The following is a 24,614-nucleotide window of genomic DNA, read 5'->3' as shown; positions in this document are numbered from 1 at the left end:
GAGAGGGGAAATCAAATGACGACGAAAGCTCAAATAGCAGTGCCTGTAGCAACTCTATGGACAAATCGGGATTCCGCACGTGACTTGGATACACCCGCAATAACCAATCCTGCTCACATTACAGATTGGTTGGACTCCTTAACTTATGATACGCGCTTAGCACTATGTGATGAGAACCGAATACAATCTCAAGCCTTATTCGGTCAGGAAGTATTTGTGTTAGAAGAGAGTAACGGTTGGTCCCACGTCCTTATACCTGATCAATCATCTTCAAAAGACGATCGCGGATATCCCGGCTGGATCCCGAGTGTTCAGCTTTTACCCGGAGAGTCATCCCAAGCGGTTACATATGCCATTGTAACAAGTAAATTCACGGACTTAATCAATAAAGAGAATGAAGCTGAATTAGAACTCAGCTTTCAAACCATTTTACCGATTGTGAAAGAGCATGATGATTTGATAGAAGTGGAGACTCCTTTGGGTACAAGGTTCTTAAGGCAGACAGATATTATGGTATCCAGATCGAAAGTGAATGATCGAAGGGGAACTGGCCTGGACATTGTCTCAACCGGAGAATTATTTCTTGATCTTCCATATTTATGGGGCGGGATGTCAAGCTTTGGGTTTGATTGCTCTGGATTCAGCTACACGATGTGCAAAACTCAAGGATACTTGATTCCACGGGATGCCAATGACCAGGCGAAGGAAGGGAGAGAGGTACCTTTGGATCAATTATTGCCTGGAGACCTCTTGTTCTTTGCGTACGAAGAAGGAAAAGGCAGCATTCACCATGTTGCAATCTATCATAGTGACGGTAAGATGATACACTCTCCCAACACCGGTAAAACGATAGAGATTTTGTCATTGAAAGGAACGTATTATGAAAGAGAATTATGTGCCGCCAGACGCTACTGGGAAGAAACGGAGGGACCCCGATGACAAATCATAAGTTGCTTGAAGTGAAAGAATTGAAAAAATACTTCCACCTGGAAAAAGGAAAGACATTAAAAGCTGTGGATGGTATTTCATTTGATATATACAAGGGAGAGACCTTCGGATTAGTAGGGGAATCCGGGTGTGGAAAGTCCACGACCGGTCGCACCATCATCGGGTTGTACGACCGGACTGAAGGTGAGGTCTTATATGATGGCAAAAACGTCCACAGGCTTTCGGAAAAGGAAAAACAATCATTCTACCGGAATATGCAGATGATCTTCCAAGATCCATATGCTTCTCTGAATCCACGCTCAACCGTAAGGGAGATCATAGCTGAACCTATGGAGGCACACAAGTTATTCAAGGATAAAAGAAAGCAGATGGAACGCATTTATCAACTTTTAGAGGACGTAGGGCTTAATCGTGATCATGTCAATCGTTATCCTCACGAATTCAGCGGGGGGCAGCGTCAACGTATTGGCATCGCAAGGGCACTTGCCCTTAATCCGGATTTCATTATTGCAGACGAGCCGATTTCTGCACTTGATGTATCTGTACAGGCACAAATTGTAAACTTATTAACGAAACTGCAAAAAGAAAAGGGCTTGACCTTTCTCTTTATTGCACATGATCTTTCGATGGTCAAACATATCAGTAACCGTATAGGTGTGATGTATCTAGGTCACATCGTTGAACTTACCGAGAGTAAAGAGTTATATAAGAAACCTCTTCATCCCTACACTCAGGCATTGCTTTCCGCGATCCCGATTCCCGATCCGGATGTGGAGGATTCTCGGGAAAGAATGATCATTCAAGGGGAAATCCCAAGTCCGATCAATCCCCCGACTGGTTGTGTGTTCAGAACCCGCTGCCCGGCAGCCATGGAAGCTTGTGCCACCCATAAACCTAAATGGCAGGAAGTTGAGGAAAAGCATTATGTAGCTTGTCACCTTTACGACAAGGAAATCACAAGGGAACATGACGAAGTGGCTGTCACTAAGTAAAGGGAATGAAGAAATAAATGAAGAGTCCAGAATATAAAATCAGGGAAGTAATTGTTCGTTGTAACGGAAGGGTGAGTGTGGCCGTAGAGCTTCCATCTCACTCCTTCCACATTGATGGGGACCGCTCTTATTCAGCTGCCAGCTTAATTAAGATCCCTATTTTACTCGAAGCTTTCCGTCAAGCACAGGAAGGGAAAATATCCCTTAGTGATATGGTTACAATTCCTAAGGAGGGGAGAGTTGGCGGGGCTGGAGTGCTTGTGTCACTTTCAGATCATCTCACCCTTACTATAGAAGACCTCCTTACTCTTATGATCATCGTTTCCGATAATACAGCCACAAATCTCCTGATAGAGCGACTTGGTTTAAATTCCATACAAGAGCTTTGCAATACAATAAAATTAAAACATACGAGGCTTCTTAGGAAGTTGATGGATTTCAAAGCAATGGAACAGGGTTTGAATAACTATACCTCGGCACTCGATATCATTTCATGTTTAAAGATGATGGACATTGGTACGGAATACAGTCAGACGAGCCGGGAAAAAATGCTGCGTATTTTACAACAGCAACAATTTGATACTAAACTTCCATCAAGGATGGACCGGGAAGCTGTATATATTGGCAACAAGACAGGAGAATTGCCTGGGATCGAGCATGATTGCGGCATTATTAAGTTTCGAGATAAAACTGCCTATGTAGCGGTACTTATCGATGAACTTGGAGAAAGCGAAACTGGGGAAGATACGATTGCTCAGATCGGAAAGTTGATCTGCGATTTCTTACTCAAAGATAACAGCTGAAAAAGCAGATGAGCCATTTGAATGATGGCACATCTGCTTTTGGCTATTGTTTGGCAGAAAATAAAAATAATATATGCTATTTAACCAGCTTATTCCGATCCTCCATACTTGGAGGCTGTTCCATCCAACCGTTCTTTGCCATTATTTTACCACCATCTTGCCCATAAGTTAAAATATCTTTCGCAGTCGAAGCAAGCATTACAGGAAGATCGCTACGTAAGCTGAAAGCGGTGCCCAGTGCATTGCTCCCTAAGCCGAAATTAGTAAAAAGTGAGGTACAATACATCATGAGCTTATCTGAGAATGGCGCAATCGTAGAAATTGTTGCTCTCCCTCCGGATGGAGAAGGGGCTTGGATATCACTTTGCAACAGCACTTTAGAATAATCACTAATGATTTTCTTTGAAACTTCTTTTCCTTTAATAAAATATTTCTTCACTTCCGGTTCATTTGCCACCTGGGCAAATCCCGTCATCATCTGCATTCCCAATGTATTTGATTCGATTCCGAAATAAAGATAGGCAACTTCTACAGTGTTCAACACTCTTTTATCTGAAAAGATGTTGAAACCAGCCATATAATTAGGGCTTTGAGCAAATTCGATCGTACGGGGAGGGGTCACAGCAGGCGGTCCTGGTAATACATCCTTTTCCCGTAAGTAATCCATGCACTTTTCATAAGCGGTTTGAGTCATTCCGGTCAGCTCTTTATATAAGAGGATGAGATCTTTCCTGTATGACAGATTGACGTGTAATGTATGTAACCCCATACTAATAGCTTTAAGCTGCCTTAGAAACATGATATCGAAATGGTGATCAAATAGCTTGGGAACCCCGGGATTTACATCCTCAGCGGTAAAACCGGCCGGAATGACACACCCCTCATCTTCGAAAAGAGAGATGAGCCTTTCGACGTATTTTTTTACATTTGTATGTGTGTCAACCAGAATGCGTTTTGCTTCCTCATCATCCGCCTTCTCTATGAAATACTCCAGTATTCGCTGAATCATCGTCTTTTGTTGATAGGTCATCCATAAAGTAGCAAGCTCACTTGAACATAACGCCTTTTTATCAGTCATGTACACCATCCTTCATTTTATTCCGAGTTCATCATGGTGCCCGGAAATTTCATATACTCATTTTTCCTCTTAAACTGAAGATTATTCCCTATTGAATAAGATAGCGAAATCATAGTTCAGCTGCGACGGGGCAAAAAAACAAGAGCACCCTAATATTTATGGATGCTCTTGCTTTTTTGCAAATGAATGAGGGCTGTATGCAGACTGGCGAATGTTGGGATATGAGTGATGACAATTCCCAGGTTGACCATGGTTTGAGCAATTTCCGGTCGAATACCTGTCAAAACTGCCTGAATGCCGGCTAATTTAAGAGCGGCGACTACTTTAAATAACTGATCTGCTACCATTGTGTCAACCAAAGTAACACCTGATAGATCAATGATCAGATATCGTAAACCCAATGCAGACCCTTTTGTGAGAGCCCTGTCCATTAAATCCTTCGACCTTGAGGCATCAATGTCTCCAATGAGTGGCAGAATGGCAATCGAATTGGTCACCTTGACGATGGGGATGGAAAGCTCAGAACTGATGGTATCCGAAAGGGGATGAGAATAAGCGATTGTAATTCGGAAAATGGCACGGTCCACCCCTGTGTGAAAGAGAGAAAGTAAATCGTAGAAAGTTGCAATCGACAGCTCTTTATCGATCGCCTCTGCTTTTATCACCTCTCCGATCATTTTGCGAAAGTAATGAAGATCGTTTATCGCTACTTCAAGGGAAACGCCCAGCTGCTTGAATAAGGTAACGGAAGAACATGCCCACTTTTCGATGTTTCCTGAATCCTTAGCCATTCGCAATGAATCGGCCAGCACCTCGATGGAATCGCCTCTCCACTTTCTAAGAGACATTTCGACAATATTCGAATACGAAGAATCTATATTTGCTCTTTCCTGAATCAGCTCAGATTTTGATTTGATGATACGATTAATGAAATCAAGATATTTATCTTGGTCCTGAACAGCCTTCATCGGCATATGGTAACCTCCTATTATAGATCAACTTTGAAGGTTGTCTAATTATGTAAATATATTTGGAAAAAAGAATAGAGGTAATGTTGAATTCTATGTTATGATTTTTTGTAAAGAGTACAATAGCAATGTTAGGAATTGAGGAAGTAAGGTGTTTCATTGAAGAGGTGAAGGAATGACGATTGATAGATTCCTACAATTTGATTATACAGAAGATTAACAGGTAAAAAAGTGTCTGTTTAGACACTTTCTAACATTCAGTATACATTTGTTTATCTGTCATTATGGTTCAGAAGGGGGATTGAGGGTTGAATAAAAGAACTTGGCTCACTAAGTTACGAAAAAGGAAAAAGATGACGCAGCAGGAAGTAGCAGCAAAAGCCTTTATTGAAAGATCCTATTATGCCCAAATTGAAAATGGAATCCGGAAACCAAGTGCTGAAGTGACGCTCAAGTTAGGTCAAGTGTTGGATTTTCATGCATCAAGTTTTAACCTGGAGGAAAATCCATTCTCCATCGCCTTACAAAATGCCCCTGTCATCCTGGCTCATTGTGATACACAATTACGGTACACGTGGATTTTTAATACCCCTGACCTTATTCCCGAAGATCATATTGGAAAAACAGATGTGGAATTGGATGATAATGAAGGGAATCGTGCCTTGATGAAGTTAAAGAAAGAGGTTTTAACAGAAAAGAGGCCAGTCAGTCGAGTCATTACCATTCCATTATTATCTGGGGAAATTTCATATAATGTTTATGCACATCCCCTTCTAAATGAGGATGGTGCCATTATTGGAGTTGCCACTGCTTCCACAGTAATACATAGCAACAGACCCAATGATGAGCTCTATAATACGAGGATGAAAAAAGAAAAGTAGAAAAAAGAGATCGAAGGATGATAAACCCTCCGATCTCTTTTTTTGAAAGCTATCGATCCGTTTCCCTAAACTTAATATCAATGAGTTTTTCGCTTTCAGTTTCAAACTGGATATCAATAAACACTCCGAATTCTTTACCATCCCGTCTTAACCAAAGCTTGAATTTTTCAGTTGAATTCATCATTCCATATTCTTTTCCAATGTGAAGATAATCCACGATCACTGCATCAGGATACCTTTCTTTCGTTTTTCTCACAGCAAGACTTCCCCATTTTGCATAGGACGGAATTTCCTGCTGTGCATGAAGAACCTGAGTACCGTCACCGATTGACAGGTTCGTCATGACCATCAGACCAAGAACAATTGAAACTAACCGGATCAATTTCAAAAGCATTACCCTCTTTTTACCTTGTAGGTTGTCTTTTCTGTCTGAAATTATTCCCTTTTTCTAATATCAATAGCATTTGAAGATAAGTGAATTATTTTTTTAGTTGGAATATTCTTTACTTAATCCACATAAAATCTTAAACTGTGGATGTGGGAAGAAAATCTTTCCAACATAATGAAAGGAGGCGATGGCGATGATTCCAATCGTCGATGCAAGTCAAAATATCAATGATTATGAGGTTCTTTCAATTAAAACATAGCGTGGGAGGATATTATGAAGACAACTCTTCAGCAAGTGAAAATCGTAGAATATCATGAAGGATTAGCAAAAGGAATCGCCAAAATGTGGAATGAAAGCCGCGAAAACTGGGGCGGGGATTCCACCGTTACAACAGAACAGGATGTGAAGGACAAGGAAGAGAGTTCCACCAATCTTCATTTATTTTTAGCCATGGTAGGGGCCGAGGTCGCAGGATACTGCGGACTTTCTGAATATCGTGAAGATGTAGGTGCTCTATACATTCCTTTACTGAATGTCCACCCTAAGTATCAAGGGTTAAAAATCGGCAAACAGCTTGTCTTAAAAGCGATCGAGAAGACGGTGGAATTACAATGGCCACGACTTGACTTGTTTACGTGGCCAGGAAACACTAAAGCCGTGCCACTTTATAAAAAATGCGGATTCTTCTGGGAAGACCGTGATGATACAGTTCATTTAATGAATTTCATCCCAATGGTGCTTCAAATCGATCTGTTGAAGCCTTTTTTCGAGAAACATGATTGGTATCAAACCAGTCAGCGTTTGATTGAAGTCAAACCGGATGCTCTGAAGGTAAATGAACACACATATTATGAATATAAGTGGGAAGCAGGCGAAGAATTCGTCCGCATTCAATTTGAACGAACGGGACGAGGCATTCGTTTAATTGAAACACAGGATTATTTAGTTCAAATGAACGTGCCGGAATTTAAACTTTTGGAAAATGAAGAACATTATGTAAGCTATCATGTTGAAAATCGCAGCAAGGAACCAATTGAAATTTCAATAAAAGGTGTTTCGTCACCGATAGCAGAGCATGATTTCGAAGCTACCTTTCTGGTCGAAAACAAATGGATGGGGGATTACCCTGTAAAGGTTTCGATGCCAGAAAGTGAACCTGGTCCATGGAAAACACATCCAGTGATTGGGGCTGATTTCAAAATAAATAAACAACCTCTCTCGCTGAAAATGGGTGTATACCCCAAGCAGGCAGGTAAAGTGAACATAAGATCTGTTAAGAAGAATTGGAGACCCCACAGTAAGGGAACCGTCTATCTCGACCTTGAAAGTCAGGTTGGCGAAGATTCCACTTGGACAGTCAAACTGCCTGAGAATAAAGTGATTTCTTGGGATGAATCTGAGGTGATCGAGAAGGTCGGCGCCAAAGGGAGAGTTTCCATCCCGGTACCTGTGCAGCTGTTGAAAAATGGGTTTTTATCAGAAGAAATTGTTGTAGAGGTTAAGTGGGAAAACGGACACCGATCCTCCTTTACGACTTCACTGAGAATTGCATTTCCTGGATTCGGGGCAAAATTCGGCGGGGAAACAGACGAGCACTGGTTTGGATATAATGGACCACACTATGTTGAAATCGAAAAAAGAAATCACATGGTGAAAATCGGCTCAACTGCTTTCACCAGGGATCCCATTTCATTCTTTACCCCTAAATTCGGTAAACCATACAGCGAAGAATTTTCAAAGAAAGAAGCGTCTTCTATTGAATACATCGAGTTACCAGAGGCATTGGTTGTGAAAACATCACTCGTATCAGAAGCGTTTCCTTCCATACTACTCAATTCATATTTCAAGATATATGGAGAGGGGTTAGTGGAAGTCAAGCATGAGGTGGTAAATACAGGGGATCAGGAAAAGAAGAAGCTTTCTTTGATTCAGCCCGTGTTTACAAGTCTGGAAGGTCTGTCAGTCCCTCAAAATGAAGGGGTCTTGAAATGTAATGAATCCCTGGTTCCATTTGTGGAGTATATTGATGATAAAGCTATTTCAGAGCGATGGATGTTTCTCGAAGCATCTATAGGGGATACGATCGGTTTATCCTGGCCGGAAAATGCCATTGCCAGAAAAGATGATTGGCGAATGGCTTTGGAATATGATATGGATTTGATACCTGCCCATGAGGAGCTATGTTTAGGTCCAATCCAGGTAGGCATCAACGTGTCTAATCACTGGTCGAAGTGGCGCGAATTGATTACAGGGAAAGATGTAGAATTGAAGGAGCTTCCTCTTTATGCTTTCGAAAAAGCAAAGGGAGACGTTGTCTCTAGCTTAGGTGTTAAAGAGGATTATTCATTCAAATCTATGATGACTCCTTATGTTCATGGAACATTATCCGTTCAGCACGAAGATGAAACGCTTGTGAAGGATGTGCTGAAAGAAGAGAGTCTTACTCAAATAAGTGTTCAACTTGAACATAATTCCCCTGGGGTAAAATGGATATCAGGTGAATTCATTACAAAGAGTCAAACGGCGAGGGTGGATTCCTTGCAATTTGTTATAGGAAAAAGTGATGTAAAGATTGGACAAAATGATGGGATTTGGTCTGTTGATAATGGGGTTGCGTCGTTTAAGGCCTCTTCGAATTACTATCCGGGAATTTATTCATTAAGTTTAAATGGAAATGAAACTCTTGATCATCAATACCCGACCCCTGGCCCCCGTGCCTGGTGGAACCCATGGGGCGGTGGGATTGCATACTCCTTCCGAAATATCAGTGGGTATTCCATGCTGAAAGAAAAAACAACGATTGAATCAGTAACGAAAGTGGATCAGAACGGTCACCGTTGGTCCGGCCTCAGTATAACAACAGAGTTTAAGCAGCACGGGAAGATGAAAGGCGTCACTCTACAACAATACGCCTTGACCCTGCCGGATGTACCGGTTCTTGCCGTTTACGCAGAAATCCATCAACATTCAGGGCAAACGTTTGACAAAGAAATACTGGATCTGGATGCTTTCTTCAAGCTCGGAGAGACGTTACAATCCAGTTACATTACACTTCCTACAGAAGGAGTCTTCCAAAAATACTATGCGGGGTCGGAAGAATTCGTATTAAGGGATACACCGTTTATCATGTTGGGATCTGACGTAAGGGAAGAGATGATGACGTTTGTTCATCCTGCTAATAGAAAGATGTCAGAAGCATACATTAATCAAGACGCACTTTTAGTAGCATCAACTAAAGAGTGGTCGGCTCCCACAGGGGAAATCATAAAGATAGAGCCAAGTATCCTCTTCTACGGAGAACTGAAGGACACCCAGAGCATTAAAGCATTACAAAACATCAAATTCAGTTAATTCAGCCCGAACTTGCCTGCAGTGCAGGCAGGTTCGTGTTTTTTTGAGGTTTAAAGAAAAGGGACGGACTTCCAAAAAGTGTTACTTTTCTTGTGGAAACCCTGTTTGTATAAGGATCCGAGAGGATATGTGGCGAGTTTTTGGAGGTCCGTCCCTCTACAGTTTATGCTGGGGGTGAAGGCATTTTGAGGCAAAGTGAGCTTAGTAGTATTAATAGGGCAGGATGGAATGATGGTGCTTATCAAGCGTGGGTGAATCGTCATGGATTGCCAAAGGATTATGCTCTTACACTTATGAAAAATCCACAACATAAAGTATTGAAATATTTAAACCATATGGGAGATATCAGAGGTAAAAGAATTGCAAATCTACTAGGGTCAAAGGGTAATAAAGCAGTGTCCTTTGCCCTATTGGGTGCTGAGGTAACTGTGGTGGATATTTCGAAAGAAAATAGCCTGTACGCGATGGATTTGGCAGAAGCCGCTGGTGTCGAGCTTCATTATATCATTTCTGATTTGTTAGAAATCCCCGGTGAAGAGAAAAAAGAGGATTATGATTTTGTCATTTTGGAACTTGGCGTTCTACATTACTTTGTTGATTTAGTGCCTGTTTTCACTATCGTCAGTAAGATGCTTAAGAAAGGCGGAACTTTCATCTTGAGGGATTTCCATCCGCTGCTTACTAAACTATTGTCGGTTGAGGGTACGAAAATGGTGGCAGCAGGGGATTATTTTGAGAACTGTGAAGTGGAAGTAGAGGTTGCATTCTGGAAATTATTAAAGACCGATCTACTGCACCGATCAACTAAGAATAGAATTCGCAGATGGACACTGGGTGATATCATCACAGCAATTGGCATTACAGGCATGACCATTACTCAATTAGAAGAAGAAGCCGGAATAAGATGGGCGTTCCCACCCAATGCTCCATTGGGGATTGAAAATAACATACCTGGTTTATTTACAATCATTGCAGAGAAAAAATAGTTAGAAGAAATGGAAGGGGGACGGACCTCAGAAAGAGTATACATGACAATAGAATCATCACTTCTAGAGGTCCGTCCCTCGTAAAGGTTACTAATTGTTTTTATTCTCTTCCTTACTTTGTGGATCTTCGTCTTCCATTATTCCACTTACTGCCTTTTTGAATTCTTTAAGGGTAGCACCAGCGGCTTTACCCAGCTCTGGTAGTTTGCTTGGTCCGAAGAACAAAAGCGCAACAAACAGTATAATCGCTATCTCACCGAATCCCAGATTCATCTTAAATTCCTCACTTTATTTTAAAGTCGTATAACCAATCACTTAACTTTCTCAATTCGAATATGTCCATATTAATGGAAGATATATAAATTCCCCCGGCTGAAAAAAGTTTTTTTAGAATGATGACGTATGAATGTAAGGATCAGAGGTAATTTGATTGGGACCTGACCACTTCAAGAAAGCCCAACGAATCGGGAAAAACCTCAAAGCAAAATGAACTTTGTACGAAGGGCTTAATGCCAAATTCCATGTCAGGGGGAATGGTCATTTTATTAAGGGGATTACCATCTTGTTTGTGGACGAGGGAAGGCTTCGTGTCGAGAATCATGGCTTCATCTGCTAGAAACAGGTGATCCGAAATGGTAGGCTCTCCATCAATGCTTGATAATATTGATTGGTGTGACTGTTGTTGAACAGGATTGGTCATAAATGTCATACATAGAAGCACCATTAACAAAAGTCTCGCCATAGCCCCTTCACCTCCCAAGATCATATTACACTTAATTATAGCCATAATTCTTTTGGTGTCTATAAAAATTCAGAGGGACGGACCTCAAAAGAGAGAGAACAGAGCTTGCATTCTATTTTTTTGAGGTCCGTCCCTCAAGTGTAAGGTTTACTTCTTGGTTTTTCGGGTATAGAAGATTGGATATGTATATTTATGGAAGGGGTTTGGTCATGGAGGAGAAGGTTGTTCATTTTTACGAATCTAAGAAGAAGTTGAGTTTGATTGCGGCTGGATGCATTTTATTTGTTCTATTGTGTTTGTATTTAACGTATGAGTTTTTCTTTATTGATGTGAACTATTTGATAGGGGGGATTGTTGCGTTAGGAGGAATGTTCTTTCTCTTTTGTTTGATTCAGATCTTTAAAAAGCTCTCTAATGATGTGCCTCATGTAAGTATGACTATGGAAAATTTGGTCTTATATGTGTTGCCTGATGAACCCGTTCACATTCGCTGGGAAGATATTGAAAGCTATGTTCCTTACGAAATTTACCGGAATTCTTTTATTGGACTTGTTCTGATCGATGAAGAGGAATACCGCGACAAGATGCCGGATAAGCTAAAACGCATGTCCAGGATGAATGTGAAAATGGGGTATCCACAATACAATATTGTAATAGGCAATTTAAAAGAGCCACAAAAATTGCTTGAAGAATTAACTATTCGTATTCCCCATGCAAATATGGTTACTGAAGAAAAGCCTGTTGCACCTACGAATTCAATGTAATATAACCCCAAAAAGGTGAGCAAACATTGCTCACCTTTCACTTTTTAAGATTAATATACTTTATCCCCATTAAAGATCGAATTCTTCACCACAACGTAATCTACTGTACGGATGGATTCAAGTTTCGTTCCCCCTGCATAGGAGATTGAAGATTGAAGGTCTTGTTCCATTTCAATCAGGGTATGTTCTAATGCCCCTTTATGTTCAACGTACATTTTCTTTCCTTCAACATTTTTCTTTTCACCCTTTTGAAATTCGGAAGCTGATCCAAAGTACTCTTTGAAAAGCTTTCCATCTTTTTCAATCGTTTCTCCAGGAGATTCTTCGTGACCGGCAAATAGCGATCCGATCATCACCATAGTGGCACCAAAGCGGATGGATTTTGCAACATCCCCATGGGTCCGGATGCCTCCATCAGCAATGATGGGTTTAGTAGCCGCTTTAGCGCACCATCTCAGTGCAGCCAGCTGCCATCCACCTGTACCAAACCCTGTTTTGATCTTTGTTATACAAACTTTACCCGGTCCGATTCCAACCTTGGTAGCATCGGCCCCGGCATGTTCTAATTCTCTTACGGCCTCTGGGGTCCCAACGTTTCCGGCAATCACAAAGCTCTCAGGTACATGTTTTTTAATATGTTGAATCATATTAATGACGGCATTGGAATGTCCGTGGGCAATATCGATTGTAATGAATTCCGGGACAAGCTTTTCTTCAGCTAACTGCTCGACAAAGGCGTATTCTTCTTCCTTTACACCCACTGAAATAGAAGAGATTAATCCACGTGACTTCATATCATTAATGAATGACACACGCTTTTCTGGTTCAAAACGATGCATGATATAGAAATAATTATTTTCAGCTAAATAGACAGCGATTTTTTCATCAATAATGGTCTGCATGTTGGCTGGGACTACAGGCAGTTTAAACGAATGGCCACCCAGGGTTACACTCGTATCACATTCAGAACGGCTGTTAACCACACATTTTGCAGGAATTAATTGAATATCTTCGTAATCAAATACATTTTCCATCATTACACCCCTAAACACGAATATTAAACTTTGTTTATTTTATAAATGTTCGTCCATAAGGTAATTTACATCATTTTCTTAGCGATGTCAAAGATTTTATTAATTTATTTGATGATCTACAAACTATTCATTCAGCTAATTATTAAGCGTTTCCATATGCTTTATCTTGAGTGAGATTGTGTTAGAGTATAAACATGCGGGACATATTAAATCCGTATGTGAAGAAAGGTGGATGGGCTATGTACTGGGTCATCGCTCTATTTGATGATAAAACGGAAGAGCTGATTAAAGGAATTTGGAAGGAACTAGCGGTTAAGAACATTTCTTATTATGAAGAAGAGATCAATGAGGCCCGTCCTCATATTACTTTAGGCAGTTACACGGAAATAGACAAAGAGGCATACATAAAATCGTTAGAAGCATTTTATGAATATAGGTCACCCTTCAACATCACATTTAATACAGTAGGATCTTTTTTGAATTTCGGCACGCTTTTTCTTTCCCCAACCGTTACGAGGGAGCTTCTGGACTTTCACTCGTCTCATTACAATCATTTTCATTCTTTTAATCATCTGGCTAATCCACTTTATCTTCCAGGCAATTGGATTCCACACTGCACTTTGGCTAACAAACTTTCCCCTGAAAAATTAGCGGAGGGGTTTGAGTATTGTTTAGGAAGGGGAGACACGATTGAAGCGGAGATAACGGATATAGCCATTATTGAATTAATTAACGATTCAGAGGATTGTATGGATGCCCCCATCATCTTTACTAAATCATTAAGGTAGACTTGTATTATACACTGAGAGGCGGGTTATGATCCCGCCTCTGGGTGTATTATTAGGTAGATTGCAAATGCAGCAAAATTATATATAGCATACTTTCTTCATCACGAATCCACTTTTCGGTAGCGTTGGAATCTCCCGAAGACTATAGCTCATGTCCTGCTTCGGCAGTTGATAGTTAAGATGGTTACTCATGAAAGAGAAGCTGGCTTTCATGACTTCAATGGTCGGCCATTCCCCTGGACAGCGGTGACCAGTATCGTAATCTCCACCGCCTTGTGGGACCAGTTCATAAATACTGCCTTTATAGTCTCTGAACCGCCCGGGTTCGAAATGATCAGGGTCCTCCCAGAGCCGCGGATCATGATTCGTACCATATAAATCAAGCATCACCATTTGACCTTGTTTAAAGTGATATTGCTGCCATACGAAATCCTTGGTTGTCAGGGCAGCCAGAAATGGGAAGAAGGGGTAGTAGCGACGCACTTCCTGAATGAAGCATCGCAGGTCTTCGTCATCAGAATTAATCTTATCTCTCCACTCCGGATTTTCCTCAAGTGCAACGGCCCCAAATATCAGATAGCGTGATATGGCTACTAGAGGGCGAATGACATTTAATAATTCGACTGCAGCCACTTGTTTATCAAGAAGATCCCCGTTCAGGTCTTGGTGGAAAGCCATTTCATATAGGGCAGACCCTTTTCTTGTTTCATGTTCCCCTTGACGCACCATTTGGATAACGCTTTCAATCCATTTTTCTAATCGCTTCCTTGCCCGCAGACCTGCAAGATACTGGGGACCGATTTTCGATGCTCCTTCAATTAATTTGTTTAAGTCTTTGGACCGTTTTGGTATTTCTTTCTCTTCTATCGGTATACCAGCCCATTCACACCCAACCTTTGTGAGTAATTCCAGGGACTCCTCGAAAAGGTTAACTTTACTTTTTTTCTCCCACTTACGTGCATATGCATTCCACTGTCTTGTCGTAATCTTATGCAGTTCATCAAGGCCTTCACGTGTCATCAAAGACAAAAACAAACGTTTACGGTGTACATGAGACTGTCCATCTAACGTTTGAACACCGCCTTTCCCAAAGAGTGTGTTCAGTATGTGAGGGGGCATCGCTCCGTTCCTCTTCATCTTTTCATTATCATAGAAAAGTTTCACACCTGCTTCACCGCTAAGAAGAGCGACTTTCTTACCAAGAACTTTTGTTTCATAAACATCTAGATGATGCTTCTGAGTACGTTTTTGAATAAACTCATAGCCGTCCTTAAAGATCGATAATGTGCGGTCAATTCCCTTATCTTTCGGTACCTGAACTGGCATTAGGTAAACACATTCCCTTCTATTTGATTATTTTGTACTTTCCCACTTTTCTTATGAAAATAAACACCGCTCTAAGCTATTAGTTTATTGTGAAATTGAAATGTAGGTATGGTACCCACATTCGAAGGCTGAAGGAAAAGTTAGGTGTCCGGGCAGTGCCTTCAGCAGAGGTGGAGTTCAAAGGTGCAAACGCCTATCTGGTTGGAGAACCGGATAGAGGAATCTACTATATGATGGAAGCACTAAATCTATCCCGGATTTGTAATGCCATTGCATCGATCGGCATTATGAGAAGAGCCTATCTTGAAGCAAGAAATTATGCTTTCCATCCTGAAACATTCGGACAGCCTCTGGCTCACTTTCCGATGAGATTAATGAATAAACACCGGGCTCATGAATACTTTTTAGCCAGAATGAAAGATGAGCTCTCCCTTGTTCCAGAAGAATTCATCTTGTTAATGTTCCCATAACGGAAGGAATCTTGAAGCTTGAACAACTATTGACATTGGTAACCACGTCCAATCATGATACACAGACCTATCATGCGAAGAGAATGGCAGAACTAATGGTCCAAATTTTTGAAAGTGTGGTGGCACTTAAAGATGCCTATACATTTGGCGGAATAAGAAAACGTATGATTGCAGATATTTTTATCAAGCAAACATGGAGAAAAACCGAATGGATCGATGAAGAAATGAAATCCTTTCAGTACTTCGACGAAATAGTGGGGGGAAAGTAAAGGTTTAAATGAAAAAAATCCCAGGATTTTCAATGTCCAGGGATTTCTTTTTATTTTTCACAGCAGCAGGGACAATCACATTCTTTTTTCGTTTTACACGTACAGCGTTCACAAGGACATTCTTTCGTCACCAAGAAAGACACCTCCTTTTGCAATAAGTTATTATTCATCGTTTCCAAATCACTGAATTCCATACACATTTAGGAACATAATACCCACGTGTTAATAGTAAACGTCAAAGTATGGAAATCAGCATGTCTATATAATGGAAAATTACAATTAATACTAAATAATATCCATTTGTTTACAAATATTAAGTGATAAGGTAATATATGTAATTGTAGGAACAAATGAATGGGGAGGGATTGCAGATGAAAAAATTGATTTTACCCTTTTTCTTGCTATCTATGAGTTTATTTATTGCCGCATGCAGTAGTGATGAAGGTAGTACAGAGGAAAAAGAGACAAACACTGAAGTAACTGAAGAAAATGCAAAGTCGGACGAGATGGAAATGAAATCCGCTCTATTAGACCTTCAAAAGGAAATCATCAACACAGTGAACGCCAATGATTCAGCTATTTACACTTTTGAATCGGCAAAAGCTAAAGAAGAGGATAAACCCAGTGCCGAAGAGATTGCCAAACTAAAAACCGACGCTGAAACTGCTGCTAAAACTGTAGCTGAAGACGTTCATGGGCTAGAAGTACCTGCTGCGCTCGATTCAAAGAAAGACGATATTCAAGGGGCATTGGACGATCTTGCAAAATCATACGAAACCAGGGCTGCCAATCTTTCGGACGAAGCAAACGCAGAATACACAGAATCTGATGAACAATTTGCTTCATTTGAAGAAAAAATGGCTGCTATCTACGAAGAAGCAGGATTGACGAAGCCTAGTTTTTCAGCTGATATTGTAGATTAATAGCTTTAAAAAAATATAGATAAGACTCAGGTTTTTGACTCATTCGGGCGAAACATTGGTTTCGCCCGCTTTTCAGCAAAGCTGAAAAGTAGCTCGTGAAGAAAGGCTAAATGAGTCAAAAATCGTTATATATAGGACTGCATCCGCAGTCCTATTTTTTATGTCTTCATAAAAGTTTACTACCGGAAACATTGTTCACCTCTTCATATTAAGATAGCTTCACTAAAGAAGGTTGCTATAGACCCACACGGGAAGGGGTTGCTATGATATTCAGGTACATATCAATTGTGGAGGATTATGATAGTGAATCAAGAAAAATATGATCAGTTGAAATTGGGAGAGCGTGGTGCAGTTATAAGCATAATTGCCTATATTATATTATCAATCATTAAATTCCTCATTGGAACATCAGCCGGTTCAGAGGCATTACGTGCAGACGGCTTGAACAACGCAACGGATATCGTGGCTTCCATTGCGGTACTTATCGGACTAAGATATTCAAGGAAGCCAGCCGATCAAGATCATCCATATGGCCATTGGAAAGCCGAAAGTGTAGCCTCTTTACTGGCATCCTTTATCATGATGGTGGTGGGGATACAGGTACTATACAATGCTATCCAATCTGTATTTGACGGAAAAACCCAGGCACCGGATCTTATTTCCGCATGGACTGGTATTGGTGCTGCAATAGTCATGTACTTAGTCTATCGGTACAACAAAAAATTAGCGCAGAAAATAAACAGTCAATCCCTTATGGCTGCAGCAAAAGATAATCTTTCAGATGCATGGGTAAGCATCGGCACGGTGGTCGGAATCCTTGGTGCTCAATTTTATCTGCCTTGGTTGGATCCCCTCACAGCTGTCATTGTCGGCCTTCTCATTTGTAAAACCGCGTGGGGCATTTTTATAGAAGCTTCTCATTACTTAACGGACGGATTCGATGAAGAACTTATAGAATCTTACGAAAAGACTGTCCTCGATCTCCCCGGGGTTAAAGGTGTAAAAGATATTCGGGCAAGAAATTACGGAAATAACACTGTCGTCGATGTTGTAATCCTGGTGAGGTCAACCCTCGATATAAAACAGGCACATGATATTTCAAGCGAGGTAGAAGAAGAATTGATGCATAAGCATGAGGTGTATGATGTGCATGTTCATGTGGAACCGAATTAAAAACTTTCATTAAAGGTAAAGCGCATCATTTTAAAGGGCCCTGTTTAGGGTCTTTTTTTGGTTCATATCCATTTTAACAATTATTTCGAAACTTAGCATGAATATGTTGGATGATAATGGTAAAATAATAGAATGAGAGAAGGAAAGTCATACATAGGAGATGAACACCATAAAACGTTATTCTCTTCAAAAACAACTCCAGCGAATACGCATTACGGAATGGGGAAACCCTTCGAAACCCGTGATTTTTTGTCTTCATGGATTGGGGAGTACTGGCCTTAGCTTTATTGAAGTAGCGCACGATTTAAAGGAAGACTACAGAATCATTTCCATCGATGCACCTGGTCATGGAAAGACGACTCCATTTGAATCTGGTGAAGATTATGAAATGAATAACATGGCCGAATGGCTGAATGAAGTGCTTGAACTTCTTGAAATCGATTCATTCTATTTCCTGTCTCATTCATGGGGGAGCTTTGTCGCCCTATTTTATGCAGCCAAATATCCCGAAAAAATCAGAGGACTGATGTTGATCGATGGGGGTTATCAGGGAAAACGTCATTCCATACAAACAGTAGAAGAAGAAGTCGCTTATTATGAAAAAGACTTTGAACAAATTTGGGAAACATGGGAAGATTTCCTCGCCCTCGTTAAGAGTGAAACGTTAAGCTGGTCTTCATTGAAGATGGAGGCCGCTCAAGATCTTTTCCTTTATCATAACCACCAATATTATTGGCATGCCCGCGGGGAAACAGCCGGTCACATCATCCGTGCCATGCACAAGGATGAGGCGGAGGATATTTATCACAAAATAGAAAATCCGGTTTTATTATTAAGAGCCTCTCTCCCTGAAAGCCTTGCTGAAACCCGCAAAAAGACAGCAGACATCTTTAAGGTACTGGCCAAGGGGGAAGTAAAGTGCATTCCGGGTACGACCCACCTTCTTCATTGGGACCGTCCTGAAATTGTAGTAAGGGAAATCAGACAGCGTTGGAAATAAGTAAAGGAGGAATCACTCTATGATTCTATTAAAAACGATGACAGAGAACGAATATCGTGAATGGATAAAAGAGTCCATCAAGGAATATGCAGAAGAAAAAACGAAGGCAGGTAATTTTAAGAAAGAAACGTCCCTGGAACAAGCAGAGGAAGAATTTAATAAACTTTTACCTGAGGGAAGGGAAACAAAAGATCATTATTTATTTTCCCTGTTTCATGAAGAAAGCAAGGAAATGGTAGGTAACTTATGGGTTCTTTTAAACGATGAAGCAAAGGAAATTTTTATATATAATATTAAGATCCATGAGATCAAAAGGGGATCAGGATATGGGAAGGAAGCTTTAGCGTCGTTGGACTCGTTTGCAAGGGAAAAAGGTATCCCGAAAATATCCCTTCATGTATTCGGTCATAACAAAACAGCTCTATCTTTATATCAAAAAACAGGTTATGAAGTAACAAATGTGTTAATGTCCAAATCGCTTTAAAACAAAAGGGCACCTGTTCATTCAGTGTCCTTTTCTACATAGAGGATGATCTTTCACCATGACAGCTGTAAAAGAAACATATAGTTATGAGGACAGTTATTTTTTAATTGGAAATCCATGGCTACTGATTGTAGCTCTAATAATAGTCTTAGTTTTTCTTTACATATTTTTAAGGAAAAGAAGGTAGTGACCCAGGAGAGAAGTAAAATATGCGCAAGTATCAGATCTGGAAGCGATCCTTGCGATTGATCAACTAGTCATCGGGCATGCAAACAGAATGGAAGAAATTGAAAGAGCGATAAAGGAGAAGGGATGTCTAATCATAAAAGAAGGGAAGACTACAGGTTTCCTCCTATTCAATACCCAGTTTTTTGAGAATTCGTTTGTCTCTCTGATCATCATTGCTCCTGAGGAGAGGAGAAAAGGGTATGCGTCTTCCCTTTTGAATTATTTTGAGGAAATTTCACCTACGAAAAAAATCTTTTCATCTACTAATCGGGGTAGTACCAGCGAAGCTGTCACTACCCGCAATAAGGAATAAAGTTAAATATGCAAAGTGTTTTCTATTTCTGATTGCCTTTCTTCGATTGGAATTCTCTCCATCATATCCAATTTAAAGATACCATAAGGATTTACATGGCTATATATAAGTGGACTTAACGCTCTCAAGTCTTCAGGTGTCATCATATCCTGCCACTGCTTTTCTGATAATACAGATTGAATCATGAGTGTATTAATATACACGAGGCAATTTTGTAATAAATGCAGGGAAAGAACGGCAACCTCTTGGTCTTCCAATCTATTTGTAGAAATTTCTCCACCTTTTCCATAGAAAATAAAGCCATTGGCGGAATTCCAATTCTCTACAACATTAAGGCCTTCATTAATTTCTCTCCGAATATCTTCAGAATCCAAATAATCACACAAGAAAATGGTTTTAATAACTTTTCCCAGCTCAGACAGGGCCTGATAAGTCGAGTGTTTTAAATTACTTCTTGTAAATCGTTTTAAGATAGCCTCTGTTTCGGCTGTTCCAAGACGCAGGGCTGTAGCATATTTAATCATCTGATCATATTGCTGACGAATCAATTCCCAGTTGATAGGTCTTGTAAGAATAGGTTGTAAATTAGGGAAAGCATCACTCATGCCACTATCTGGCCTATAAAGTTTTTGTGAATTGATAGCTTTTAATCTTGGCATAAGCTGAAAACCCAAGAGATGACAAAAGGCAAAAGCTACTTCGCTTTGACCGTGACTGTCTACATAATTCTTTTCAACCTCCATGCTTGTACAATGCTTCAAAACTCCTTCAATCATAGACGCTACCTCAGAAGAAGAGCATGATTTTAATTGAGAGTAGATACAGGTTGAATGTTTAGCCACATGCCAGTAAATCATTACACCTCTGCCTCTATACCGAATATGCCATTCAGTCATTAGATTTTGGTCCCACGCACCAAATTTCTTGGAATCGGAAGCACAGGAAGTTGTTCCTTCTCCCCATATATCTGTCATTTTATTTCGCAAAATGGCATTAACAATCTCAGCAATTGCACCCCGTAGATTATCTTTATCTATATATTTTCGCCGTATGTATAATAGGTCTTTGTATTTTTCGCCATGTTCCCCATTTGAAACTCGCTTTAGCCCTGCATTTGTCCCCAAACCGTATAAACATAAGATAAGCCTCTTCTGTAGTAAATATTTACTAACGACCTCTCTTGATGCAGCTGTTTTAAAGAGGTCCGTAAAGTTTACACGCAAATCGGCTTCCTTGAGGATATCTAGTAAACTCGTCATTGGCCATCGTTTCATAATTTCAGCTTTTAGGCGTGATAGGTTAACTGGCTCCGGCACCGGATCAAAAGGAGAAATAGATATTCGGCCATTTCCCTTTCCTTTTGCTAAAATGCGAACCTTATTATTTTTAGGGATTCCTTGATCTAATTTATTTAATGCCTTTGTCATTTCTTCCTTTAAATTTGCGATAAAATCATCTGGATTAATAGGTTTTTTCAATGCTTTATAGTTTTCTTCACGGTGCAGTTCAAAGTCCTGTGGCAGATCTTCATCTGGATTACGATATCGTTCCGAACCAGGTACCCATATTTCTTTGCATCGCAGCTTATCACGTAAGACTTGCAAGGTGCTAATCTCATAATTAATACGATTGATTCTCTCTTCGCCTGAAGTCTCCTGTTCCACGACTAGGTATCTCCAGCTGGGACGGATCACACCATCTAATGGAACCTGGTCAGAATCCGGGAAAAAGTGAGCATTTGAATTTATATATTTTTTTATAAGTTCTAACGCTTCGATTACTGGATGATGAGCCTCATTATTTGAACAAAACTCTAACATATCCAAAATACGGGGAACCATCCTGCGGTAATGGGAACTGTACGATGAACGAATAATCGTATATACCTTCTGTTTGTAGGCAGGCCCTGTATGTTTAAATTCCTTTACTAAATCTTTAAGTGTTTCCTCGCTGATAACAGGATAAAGGACATCCCGAATAATTCCATCTGGATTATCTAACGCTTGTTCAGCCATTTGGAACAATAGATTGTTTTTCCCATTTACCTTCCTTAAATTATGTATTAATTCTTTATCCACTTTACGTTCGGCCCTAACATTAATACGATGAATAATTTGTATAAGTAGTTCAATCAGACCGTCTGTAATTTCTGCTCTTCGAAGCCAAAAGAAGGAAGACAAAAGTGTGTAGCGAATCTGGGGTGGATGCCGGCGCAATTCACGGATATCCTCTGTTGCTGTACGCTTTCTATATTTCTTTAAAATTTTTGGTGAAATATCGTTAAATAAATCATAGGGTAATTGCAGCTCTTTTATGGTTTGAAGTTTCTGTAGTTCTTTGAAGACTGTTTCTAATCCAATGCGTCCAGGATCGGATTTTAATTCATGAAATGTTAATGATTCTTTTGCTTCTGAGGTGTCTTCAACTTTTTCTAAAAGATTAATTAATTTATCTAGTCCTTCACATGTCTGGCTAGAAAGTCTTTGATAAATAGAAGCGAAAAATTTATCTTCATAGGAGTAGGTAGCAGAGCGAATAAGGCGCTCTACTCGATCAGGGGTGGGAGGCACAATTTTTAATTCTCTATATTGTTGGTATAACTTATCTTCAACATAGTTGAATTCATGGCTATGAAATAATACGTGCTTACACAGCCAGTCTGTCAATAAGTCTACATCCTGCAGAGTAGCTTCGCGAAATCCAAAATAGGTGCGGATTTCCGAACGATGATAAGTAACGGTCCGTCCGGTCCAATCATATTCAGAAAAAACATCGGGATTCATCTCTAGTTGCTTAGCGATGTACTCTATAACTGTCTTTGGTATCTCACTCTTGGTATGAGGGAACCTAGCTTCGTATTGAAAAAACTTAAACATGACAGCAAACCCAAGTTTCGTATTTCCCCTTTTTAGTTGAATCTGCTCTTGTTCATCAGGCATAAGGATAAAGTGATCAATTAGCTCATCTAATTCCCAATTCCTTTTCAATGTTTTTCACCCCTTTGTAGCTTACGATATAGAGTCATACGGGAAATACCGGCCTTTTCGGCAGCATCTGTCCGGCTCAACCCTTGGTCTATAAGATATAGGGCATAGTTGATCTTTTCTTCATCAGCTTTTGGTCTTCCAGGATATTTTCCCCGTTTTTTTGCAGCTAAAATGCCTTCCTTTGTCCGTTCAGAGGTGAGATCTCGCTCAAATTGAGCAATGCCTGCAAAAATAGTAAACAACATTTTCCCATGTGCCGTTGTTGTATCCAGCCAAGACTCCTTTAAACTTTTTAAATGCGCTCCTTTTTGGGCGATGAGTTCCGTAATCTCAATCAGATCTTTCGTGGAACGGGATAAGCGAGTTAAATCCGATACAACAACGGTGTCTTCTGGACGAAGAAACTCCAGCATACGGTTTAGTTCCGGACGTTCCCGTTTCGTTCCAGTTACTTTCTCAAAAAAGATGCGTTCACATCCAAATTTTTCAAGCTGTCTTTTTTGGCGATCCAAATTTTGATCAATAGTCGAAACACGCATGTAACCAAATTTCATTCATATCCTCACCTTTCAGCATGATTGTACCAAAACTCTTAAATAATTAATATTGTTACAAAATATTTTGTTACATATTTTTGTTACGTTGTTTATGCTAGATTGGCAGACAAAATATATTTTTCACATCATGTAACAGAAATGATGGTCGTTTTTGTTACGGTTATAGCATCAAAAATACTACTTTAAAAAAATAAAATTAGATCTCTAGTTACTCTTATTCCGAAAACGGGTGAGATTGTAAAAAAAACTCTAATTAAGGATTATTTGTGAGAGTTCTCCTTCTTTAACTTCCATTTCCAAAAATTAAAGTAAGGACCTATATAACATTATGAAGGGAAAACCGACCATTTTTTCATATCTCCTGATGGGTGAGAATAGGTCTCTTATACAATTTCCAAGAGATTGTTCGTTTACCTTACAACCTACCTACTCCGGTAAAAAATTCTGCAATTCGTTTTCTATCTGGATTTTCTTCGTCATTATATTTGAAAGGTATGCACACTGTAGAATTAACCTCTTCTTATATAGAAAAGGTATAAATCTGCACCTATAGATAATATTAACTAAAAAAGGAGGCGTACTCTAATGTATATTAAGTATTCATTAGGATTTTTGATTGGTTCTTTAATTCAAGCAGGGATCGTTATGTTGGCAGAGAATATTGGAATATCTCAGATGGGGGCAAAGTTAACTTTTATGCAGCTAATCACTCATATACTTGCAGGTCAAGTCGGAGGATATATTCTGCTATTCATAATAAGGAAAGTGACTTCTATACAACGTTTGAATACTTTTGTTACTGGTGCAATCTGGGGACTGATTGTGTGGGCTATCGTAATCCCTCTTAATGCTGCACAAGGGAAGGTTACATTGCCTTGGGAGGCAGGAGTAGGGACTGTAATATCAAGTACAATGGCATTTATCGCTTTTGGCATTATTGCTTCATTCACCATTAAGCACTATGGATATGAAAGAGTTCCCAAAGACCTCCAAACAACATAACTTTGGAGGTTTCGGTATACCTTGTACCTTAATTCTCATTTTACTTTTAGTACCAACTAGCAGTAGGGTAAATATTGTATCGCATTTTTAAAAACAAGGAGTAATATGTAGGCCTTTTCTTTGATTAACAGGGATGTTCCTTCAAATATTTTAGGCGGT

General features: G+C 39.9%; 25 protein-coding genes and 1 pseudogene. 17 read left to right on the top strand and 9 right to left on the bottom strand.

All coding sequences use genetic code 11. The annotated features are described in order from the left end of the window. The first annotated feature begins 15 nt into the window (after positions 1-15). Genes ACSQ2E_RS12040 through ACSQ2E_RS12030 form a run of 3 tightly spaced genes read left to right on the top strand, consistent with a single transcriptional unit; the run spans position 16 to position 2,743 of the window. Complete coding sequence (locus ACSQ2E_RS12040) at positions 16-939, top strand: NlpC/P60 family protein (protein ID WP_435990767.1); 924 nt, start codon at positions 16-18, stop codon at positions 937-939. Next, positions 936-1,940 carry an ABC transporter ATP-binding protein gene (locus ACSQ2E_RS12035; protein ID WP_435990765.1) on the top strand — a complete coding sequence of 335 codons (1,005 nt, stop codon included), beginning with the start codon at positions 936-938 and terminating at the stop codon, positions 1,938-1,940. The genes ACSQ2E_RS12040 and ACSQ2E_RS12035 overlap by 4 nt, the downstream gene beginning before the upstream one ends. Before the next feature lie 17 nt (positions 1,941-1,957). After that, positions 1,958-2,743 carry a serine hydrolase gene (locus tag ACSQ2E_RS12030; protein WP_435990763.1) on the top strand — a complete coding sequence of 262 codons (786 nt, stop codon included), beginning with the start codon at positions 1,958-1,960 and terminating at the stop codon, positions 2,741-2,743. A gap of 76 nt (positions 2,744-2,819) precedes the next feature. Here the strand turns inward: ACSQ2E_RS12030 and ACSQ2E_RS12025 are convergent, their stop codons facing one another. Both ACSQ2E_RS12025 and ACSQ2E_RS12020 read right to left on the bottom strand, forming a co-directional pair. After that, positions 2,820-3,821 carry a DUF3231 family protein gene (locus ACSQ2E_RS12025; protein ID WP_435990761.1) on the bottom strand — a complete coding sequence of 334 codons (1,002 nt, stop codon included), beginning with the start codon at positions 3,819-3,821 and terminating at the stop codon, positions 2,820-2,822. Between the two features lie 149 nt (positions 3,822-3,970). Further along, complete coding sequence (locus tag ACSQ2E_RS12020) at positions 3,971-4,795, bottom strand: STAS domain-containing protein (RefSeq protein WP_435990759.1); 825 nt, start codon at positions 4,793-4,795, stop codon at positions 3,971-3,973. A 302-nt stretch (positions 4,796-5,097) separates the two neighbouring features. On the opposite strand from ACSQ2E_RS12020, the gene ACSQ2E_RS12015 reads away from it, so the two are divergent. After that, positions 5,098-5,670 (top strand): helix-turn-helix domain-containing protein, encoded by a 573-nt coding sequence (locus tag ACSQ2E_RS12015; protein WP_435990757.1) that lies wholly within the window; start codon positions 5,098-5,100, stop codon positions 5,668-5,670. Positions 5,671-5,719: 49 nt separating this feature from the next. On the opposite strand, the gene ACSQ2E_RS12010 is transcribed toward ACSQ2E_RS12015, so the two are convergent. Beyond that, entirely contained in the window at positions 5,720-6,064 is a 345-nt protein-coding gene (locus ACSQ2E_RS12010) for a DUF3889 domain-containing protein (RefSeq protein WP_435990755.1), read from the bottom strand. Between the two features lie 267 nt (positions 6,065-6,331). Between ACSQ2E_RS12010 and ACSQ2E_RS12005 the strand changes: the two genes are divergently transcribed. Then, the gene (locus tag ACSQ2E_RS12005; RefSeq protein ID WP_435990753.1) at positions 6,332-9,409 is read left to right on the top strand and encodes a GNAT family N-acetyltransferase; all 3,078 of its coding nucleotides are present in this window, start codon (positions 6,332-6,334) and stop codon (positions 9,407-9,409) included. Between the two features lie 185 nt (positions 9,410-9,594). Then, on the top strand, positions 9,595-10,395 hold the full coding sequence (locus ACSQ2E_RS12000; protein ID WP_435990751.1) for a class I SAM-dependent methyltransferase: 801 nt from the start codon (positions 9,595-9,597) through the stop codon (positions 10,393-10,395). Positions 10,396-10,485: 90 nt separating this feature from the next. On the opposite strand, the gene ACSQ2E_RS11995 is transcribed toward ACSQ2E_RS12000, so the two are convergent. Continuing rightward, positions 10,486-10,668, bottom strand: a complete 183-nt coding sequence (locus ACSQ2E_RS11995) for a twin-arginine translocase TatA/TatE family subunit (protein WP_435990749.1) — start codon at positions 10,666-10,668, stop codon at positions 10,486-10,488. 142 nt (positions 10,669-10,810) lie between these two features. Continuing rightward, entirely contained in the window at positions 10,811-11,137 is a 327-nt protein-coding gene (locus ACSQ2E_RS11990; RefSeq protein WP_435990747.1) for a hypothetical protein, read from the bottom strand. 209 nt (positions 11,138-11,346) lie between these two features. Between ACSQ2E_RS11990 and ACSQ2E_RS11985 the strand changes: the two genes are divergently transcribed. Beyond that, positions 11,347-11,901, top strand: a complete 555-nt coding sequence (locus ACSQ2E_RS11985) for an STM3941 family protein (protein ID WP_435990745.1) — start codon at positions 11,347-11,349, stop codon at positions 11,899-11,901. A gap of 50 nt (positions 11,902-11,951) precedes the next feature. Here ACSQ2E_RS11985 and guaC read toward each other — a convergent pair whose 3' ends face one another. Next, complete coding sequence (gene guaC / locus ACSQ2E_RS11980; RefSeq protein ID WP_435994514.1) at positions 11,952-12,935, bottom strand: GMP reductase; 984 nt, start codon at positions 12,933-12,935, stop codon at positions 11,952-11,954. Positions 12,936-13,174: 239 nt separating this feature from the next. On the opposite strand from guaC, the gene ACSQ2E_RS11975 reads away from it, so the two are divergent. Continuing rightward, a complete protein-coding gene (locus ACSQ2E_RS11975) occupies positions 13,175-13,723 on the top strand; it encodes a 2'-5' RNA ligase family protein (protein ID WP_435990743.1) in 549 nt (182 codons plus the stop codon). A gap of 78 nt (positions 13,724-13,801) precedes the next feature. Here the strand turns inward: ACSQ2E_RS11975 and ACSQ2E_RS11970 are convergent, their stop codons facing one another. Next, positions 13,802-15,049: a cytochrome P450 gene (locus ACSQ2E_RS11970; protein ID WP_435990741.1), complete on the bottom strand. Its 1,248-nt coding sequence runs from the start codon at positions 15,047-15,049 to the stop codon at positions 13,802-13,804. A 110-nt stretch (positions 15,050-15,159) separates the two neighbouring features. Here ACSQ2E_RS11970 and ACSQ2E_RS11965 point away from each other — a divergent pair. The 8 genes and pseudogenes from ACSQ2E_RS11965 to ACSQ2E_RS11930 all read left to right on the top strand — a co-directional run. Then, positions 15,160-15,417: pseudogene (locus ACSQ2E_RS11965) on the top strand (acyl-CoA dehydrogenase family protein); the annotation flags it as partial. 113 nt (positions 15,418-15,530) lie between these two features. Continuing rightward, entirely contained in the window at positions 15,531-15,788 is a 258-nt protein-coding gene (locus tag ACSQ2E_RS11960) for a hypothetical protein (RefSeq protein WP_435990739.1), read from the top strand. 371 nt (positions 15,789-16,159) lie between these two features. Then, positions 16,160-16,711 (top strand): hypothetical protein, encoded by a 552-nt coding sequence (locus ACSQ2E_RS11955; protein WP_435990737.1) that lies wholly within the window; start codon positions 16,160-16,162, stop codon positions 16,709-16,711. 303 nt (positions 16,712-17,014) lie between these two features. Next, complete coding sequence (locus ACSQ2E_RS11950; RefSeq protein WP_435990735.1) at positions 17,015-17,884, top strand: cation diffusion facilitator family transporter; 870 nt, start codon at positions 17,015-17,017, stop codon at positions 17,882-17,884. 169 nt (positions 17,885-18,053) lie between these two features. After that, a complete protein-coding gene (locus tag ACSQ2E_RS11945; protein WP_435994512.1) occupies positions 18,054-18,884 on the top strand; it encodes an alpha/beta fold hydrolase in 831 nt (276 codons plus the stop codon). A 19-nt stretch (positions 18,885-18,903) separates the two neighbouring features. Then, positions 18,904-19,368 (top strand): GNAT family N-acetyltransferase, encoded by a 465-nt coding sequence (locus ACSQ2E_RS11940; protein ID WP_435990733.1) that lies wholly within the window; start codon positions 18,904-18,906, stop codon positions 19,366-19,368. 58 nt (positions 19,369-19,426) lie between these two features. After that, on the top strand, positions 19,427-19,555 hold the full coding sequence (locus ACSQ2E_RS11935) for an LPXTG cell wall anchor domain-containing protein (protein WP_435990731.1): 129 nt from the start codon (positions 19,427-19,429) through the stop codon (positions 19,553-19,555). Between the two features lie 90 nt (positions 19,556-19,645). Continuing rightward, positions 19,646-19,909: a GNAT family N-acetyltransferase gene (locus tag ACSQ2E_RS11930; protein WP_435990729.1), complete on the top strand. Its 264-nt coding sequence runs from the start codon at positions 19,646-19,648 to the stop codon at positions 19,907-19,909. A gap of 2 nt (positions 19,910-19,911) precedes the next feature. Here ACSQ2E_RS11930 and ACSQ2E_RS11925 read toward each other — a convergent pair whose 3' ends face one another. Next, the gene (locus ACSQ2E_RS11925) at positions 19,912-22,896 is read right to left on the bottom strand and encodes a Tn3 family transposase (RefSeq protein WP_010025401.1); all 2,985 of its coding nucleotides are present in this window, start codon (positions 22,894-22,896) and stop codon (positions 19,912-19,914) included. After that, positions 22,893-23,450: a recombinase family protein gene (locus ACSQ2E_RS11920; protein WP_010025399.1), complete on the bottom strand. Its 558-nt coding sequence runs from the start codon at positions 23,448-23,450 to the stop codon at positions 22,893-22,895. Before ACSQ2E_RS11920 ends, ACSQ2E_RS11925 begins: the two co-directional genes overlap by 4 nt. Positions 23,451-24,038: 588 nt before the next feature. Between ACSQ2E_RS11920 and ACSQ2E_RS11915 the strand changes: the two genes are divergently transcribed. Beyond that, complete coding sequence (locus ACSQ2E_RS11915) at positions 24,039-24,455, top strand: hypothetical protein (RefSeq protein ID WP_010025397.1); 417 nt, start codon at positions 24,039-24,041, stop codon at positions 24,453-24,455. Positions 24,456-24,614: the final 159 nt, after the last annotated feature.

Source organism: Rossellomorea sp. LjRoot5 (genome assembly GCF_964253455.1).
Taxonomy (GTDB): Bacteria; Bacillota; Bacilli; order Bacillales; family Bacillaceae_B; genus Rossellomorea.
The sequence above is the reverse complement of the archived record's forward strand: the minus strand, read 5'-3'. Positions and strand labels throughout refer to the sequence as shown.

Coding starts and splice junctions, on each gene's coding strand:
- ACSQ2E_RS11970 (WP_435990741.1), bottom strand. CDS start 15,049: ATGCCAGTTCAGGTACCGAAAGATAAGGGAATTGACCGCACATTATCG.
- ACSQ2E_RS11930 (WP_435990729.1), top strand. CDS start 19,646: ATGGAAGAAATTGAAAGAGCGATAAAGGAGAAGGGATGTCTAATCATA.
- ACSQ2E_RS11920 (WP_010025399.1), bottom strand. CDS start 23,450: ATGAAATTTGGTTACATGCGTGTTTCGACTATTGATCAAAATTTGGAT.
- ACSQ2E_RS12035 (WP_435990765.1), top strand. CDS start 936: ATGACAAATCATAAGTTGCTTGAAGTGAAAGAATTGAAAAAATACTTC.
- ACSQ2E_RS11990 (WP_435990747.1), bottom strand. CDS start 11,137: ATGGCGAGACTTTTGTTAATGGTGCTTCTATGTATGACATTTATGACC.
- ACSQ2E_RS12030 (WP_435990763.1), top strand. CDS start 1,958: ATGAAGAGTCCAGAATATAAAATCAGGGAAGTAATTGTTCGTTGTAAC.
- ACSQ2E_RS12040 (WP_435990767.1), top strand. CDS start 16: ATGACGACGAAAGCTCAAATAGCAGTGCCTGTAGCAACTCTATGGACA.
- ACSQ2E_RS11955 (WP_435990737.1), top strand. CDS start 16,160: ATGAAAAAATTGATTTTACCCTTTTTCTTGCTATCTATGAGTTTATTT.
- ACSQ2E_RS11985 (WP_435990745.1), top strand. CDS start 11,347: ATGGAGGAGAAGGTTGTTCATTTTTACGAATCTAAGAAGAAGTTGAGT.
- ACSQ2E_RS11975 (WP_435990743.1), top strand. CDS start 13,175: ATGTACTGGGTCATCGCTCTATTTGATGATAAAACGGAAGAGCTGATT.
- ACSQ2E_RS12020 (WP_435990759.1), bottom strand. CDS start 4,795: ATGCCGATGAAGGCTGTTCAGGACCAAGATAAATATCTTGATTTCATT.
- ACSQ2E_RS11940 (WP_435990733.1), top strand. CDS start 18,904: ATGATTCTATTAAAAACGATGACAGAGAACGAATATCGTGAATGGATA.
- ACSQ2E_RS11995 (WP_435990749.1), bottom strand. CDS start 10,668: ATGAATCTGGGATTCGGTGAGATAGCGATTATACTGTTTGTTGCGCTT.
- ACSQ2E_RS12025 (WP_435990761.1), bottom strand. CDS start 3,821: ATGACTGATAAAAAGGCGTTATGTTCAAGTGAGCTTGCTACTTTATGG.
- ACSQ2E_RS12010 (WP_435990755.1), bottom strand. CDS start 6,064: ATGCTTTTGAAATTGATCCGGTTAGTTTCAATTGTTCTTGGTCTGATG.
- ACSQ2E_RS11915 (WP_010025397.1), top strand. CDS start 24,039: ATGTATATTAAGTATTCATTAGGATTTTTGATTGGTTCTTTAATTCAA.
- ACSQ2E_RS11935 (WP_435990731.1), top strand. CDS start 19,427: ATGACAGCTGTAAAAGAAACATATAGTTATGAGGACAGTTATTTTTTA.
- guaC (WP_435994514.1), bottom strand. CDS start 12,935: ATGGAAAATGTATTTGATTACGAAGATATTCAATTAATTCCTGCAAAA.
- ACSQ2E_RS12005 (WP_435990753.1), top strand. CDS start 6,332: ATGAAGACAACTCTTCAGCAAGTGAAAATCGTAGAATATCATGAAGGA.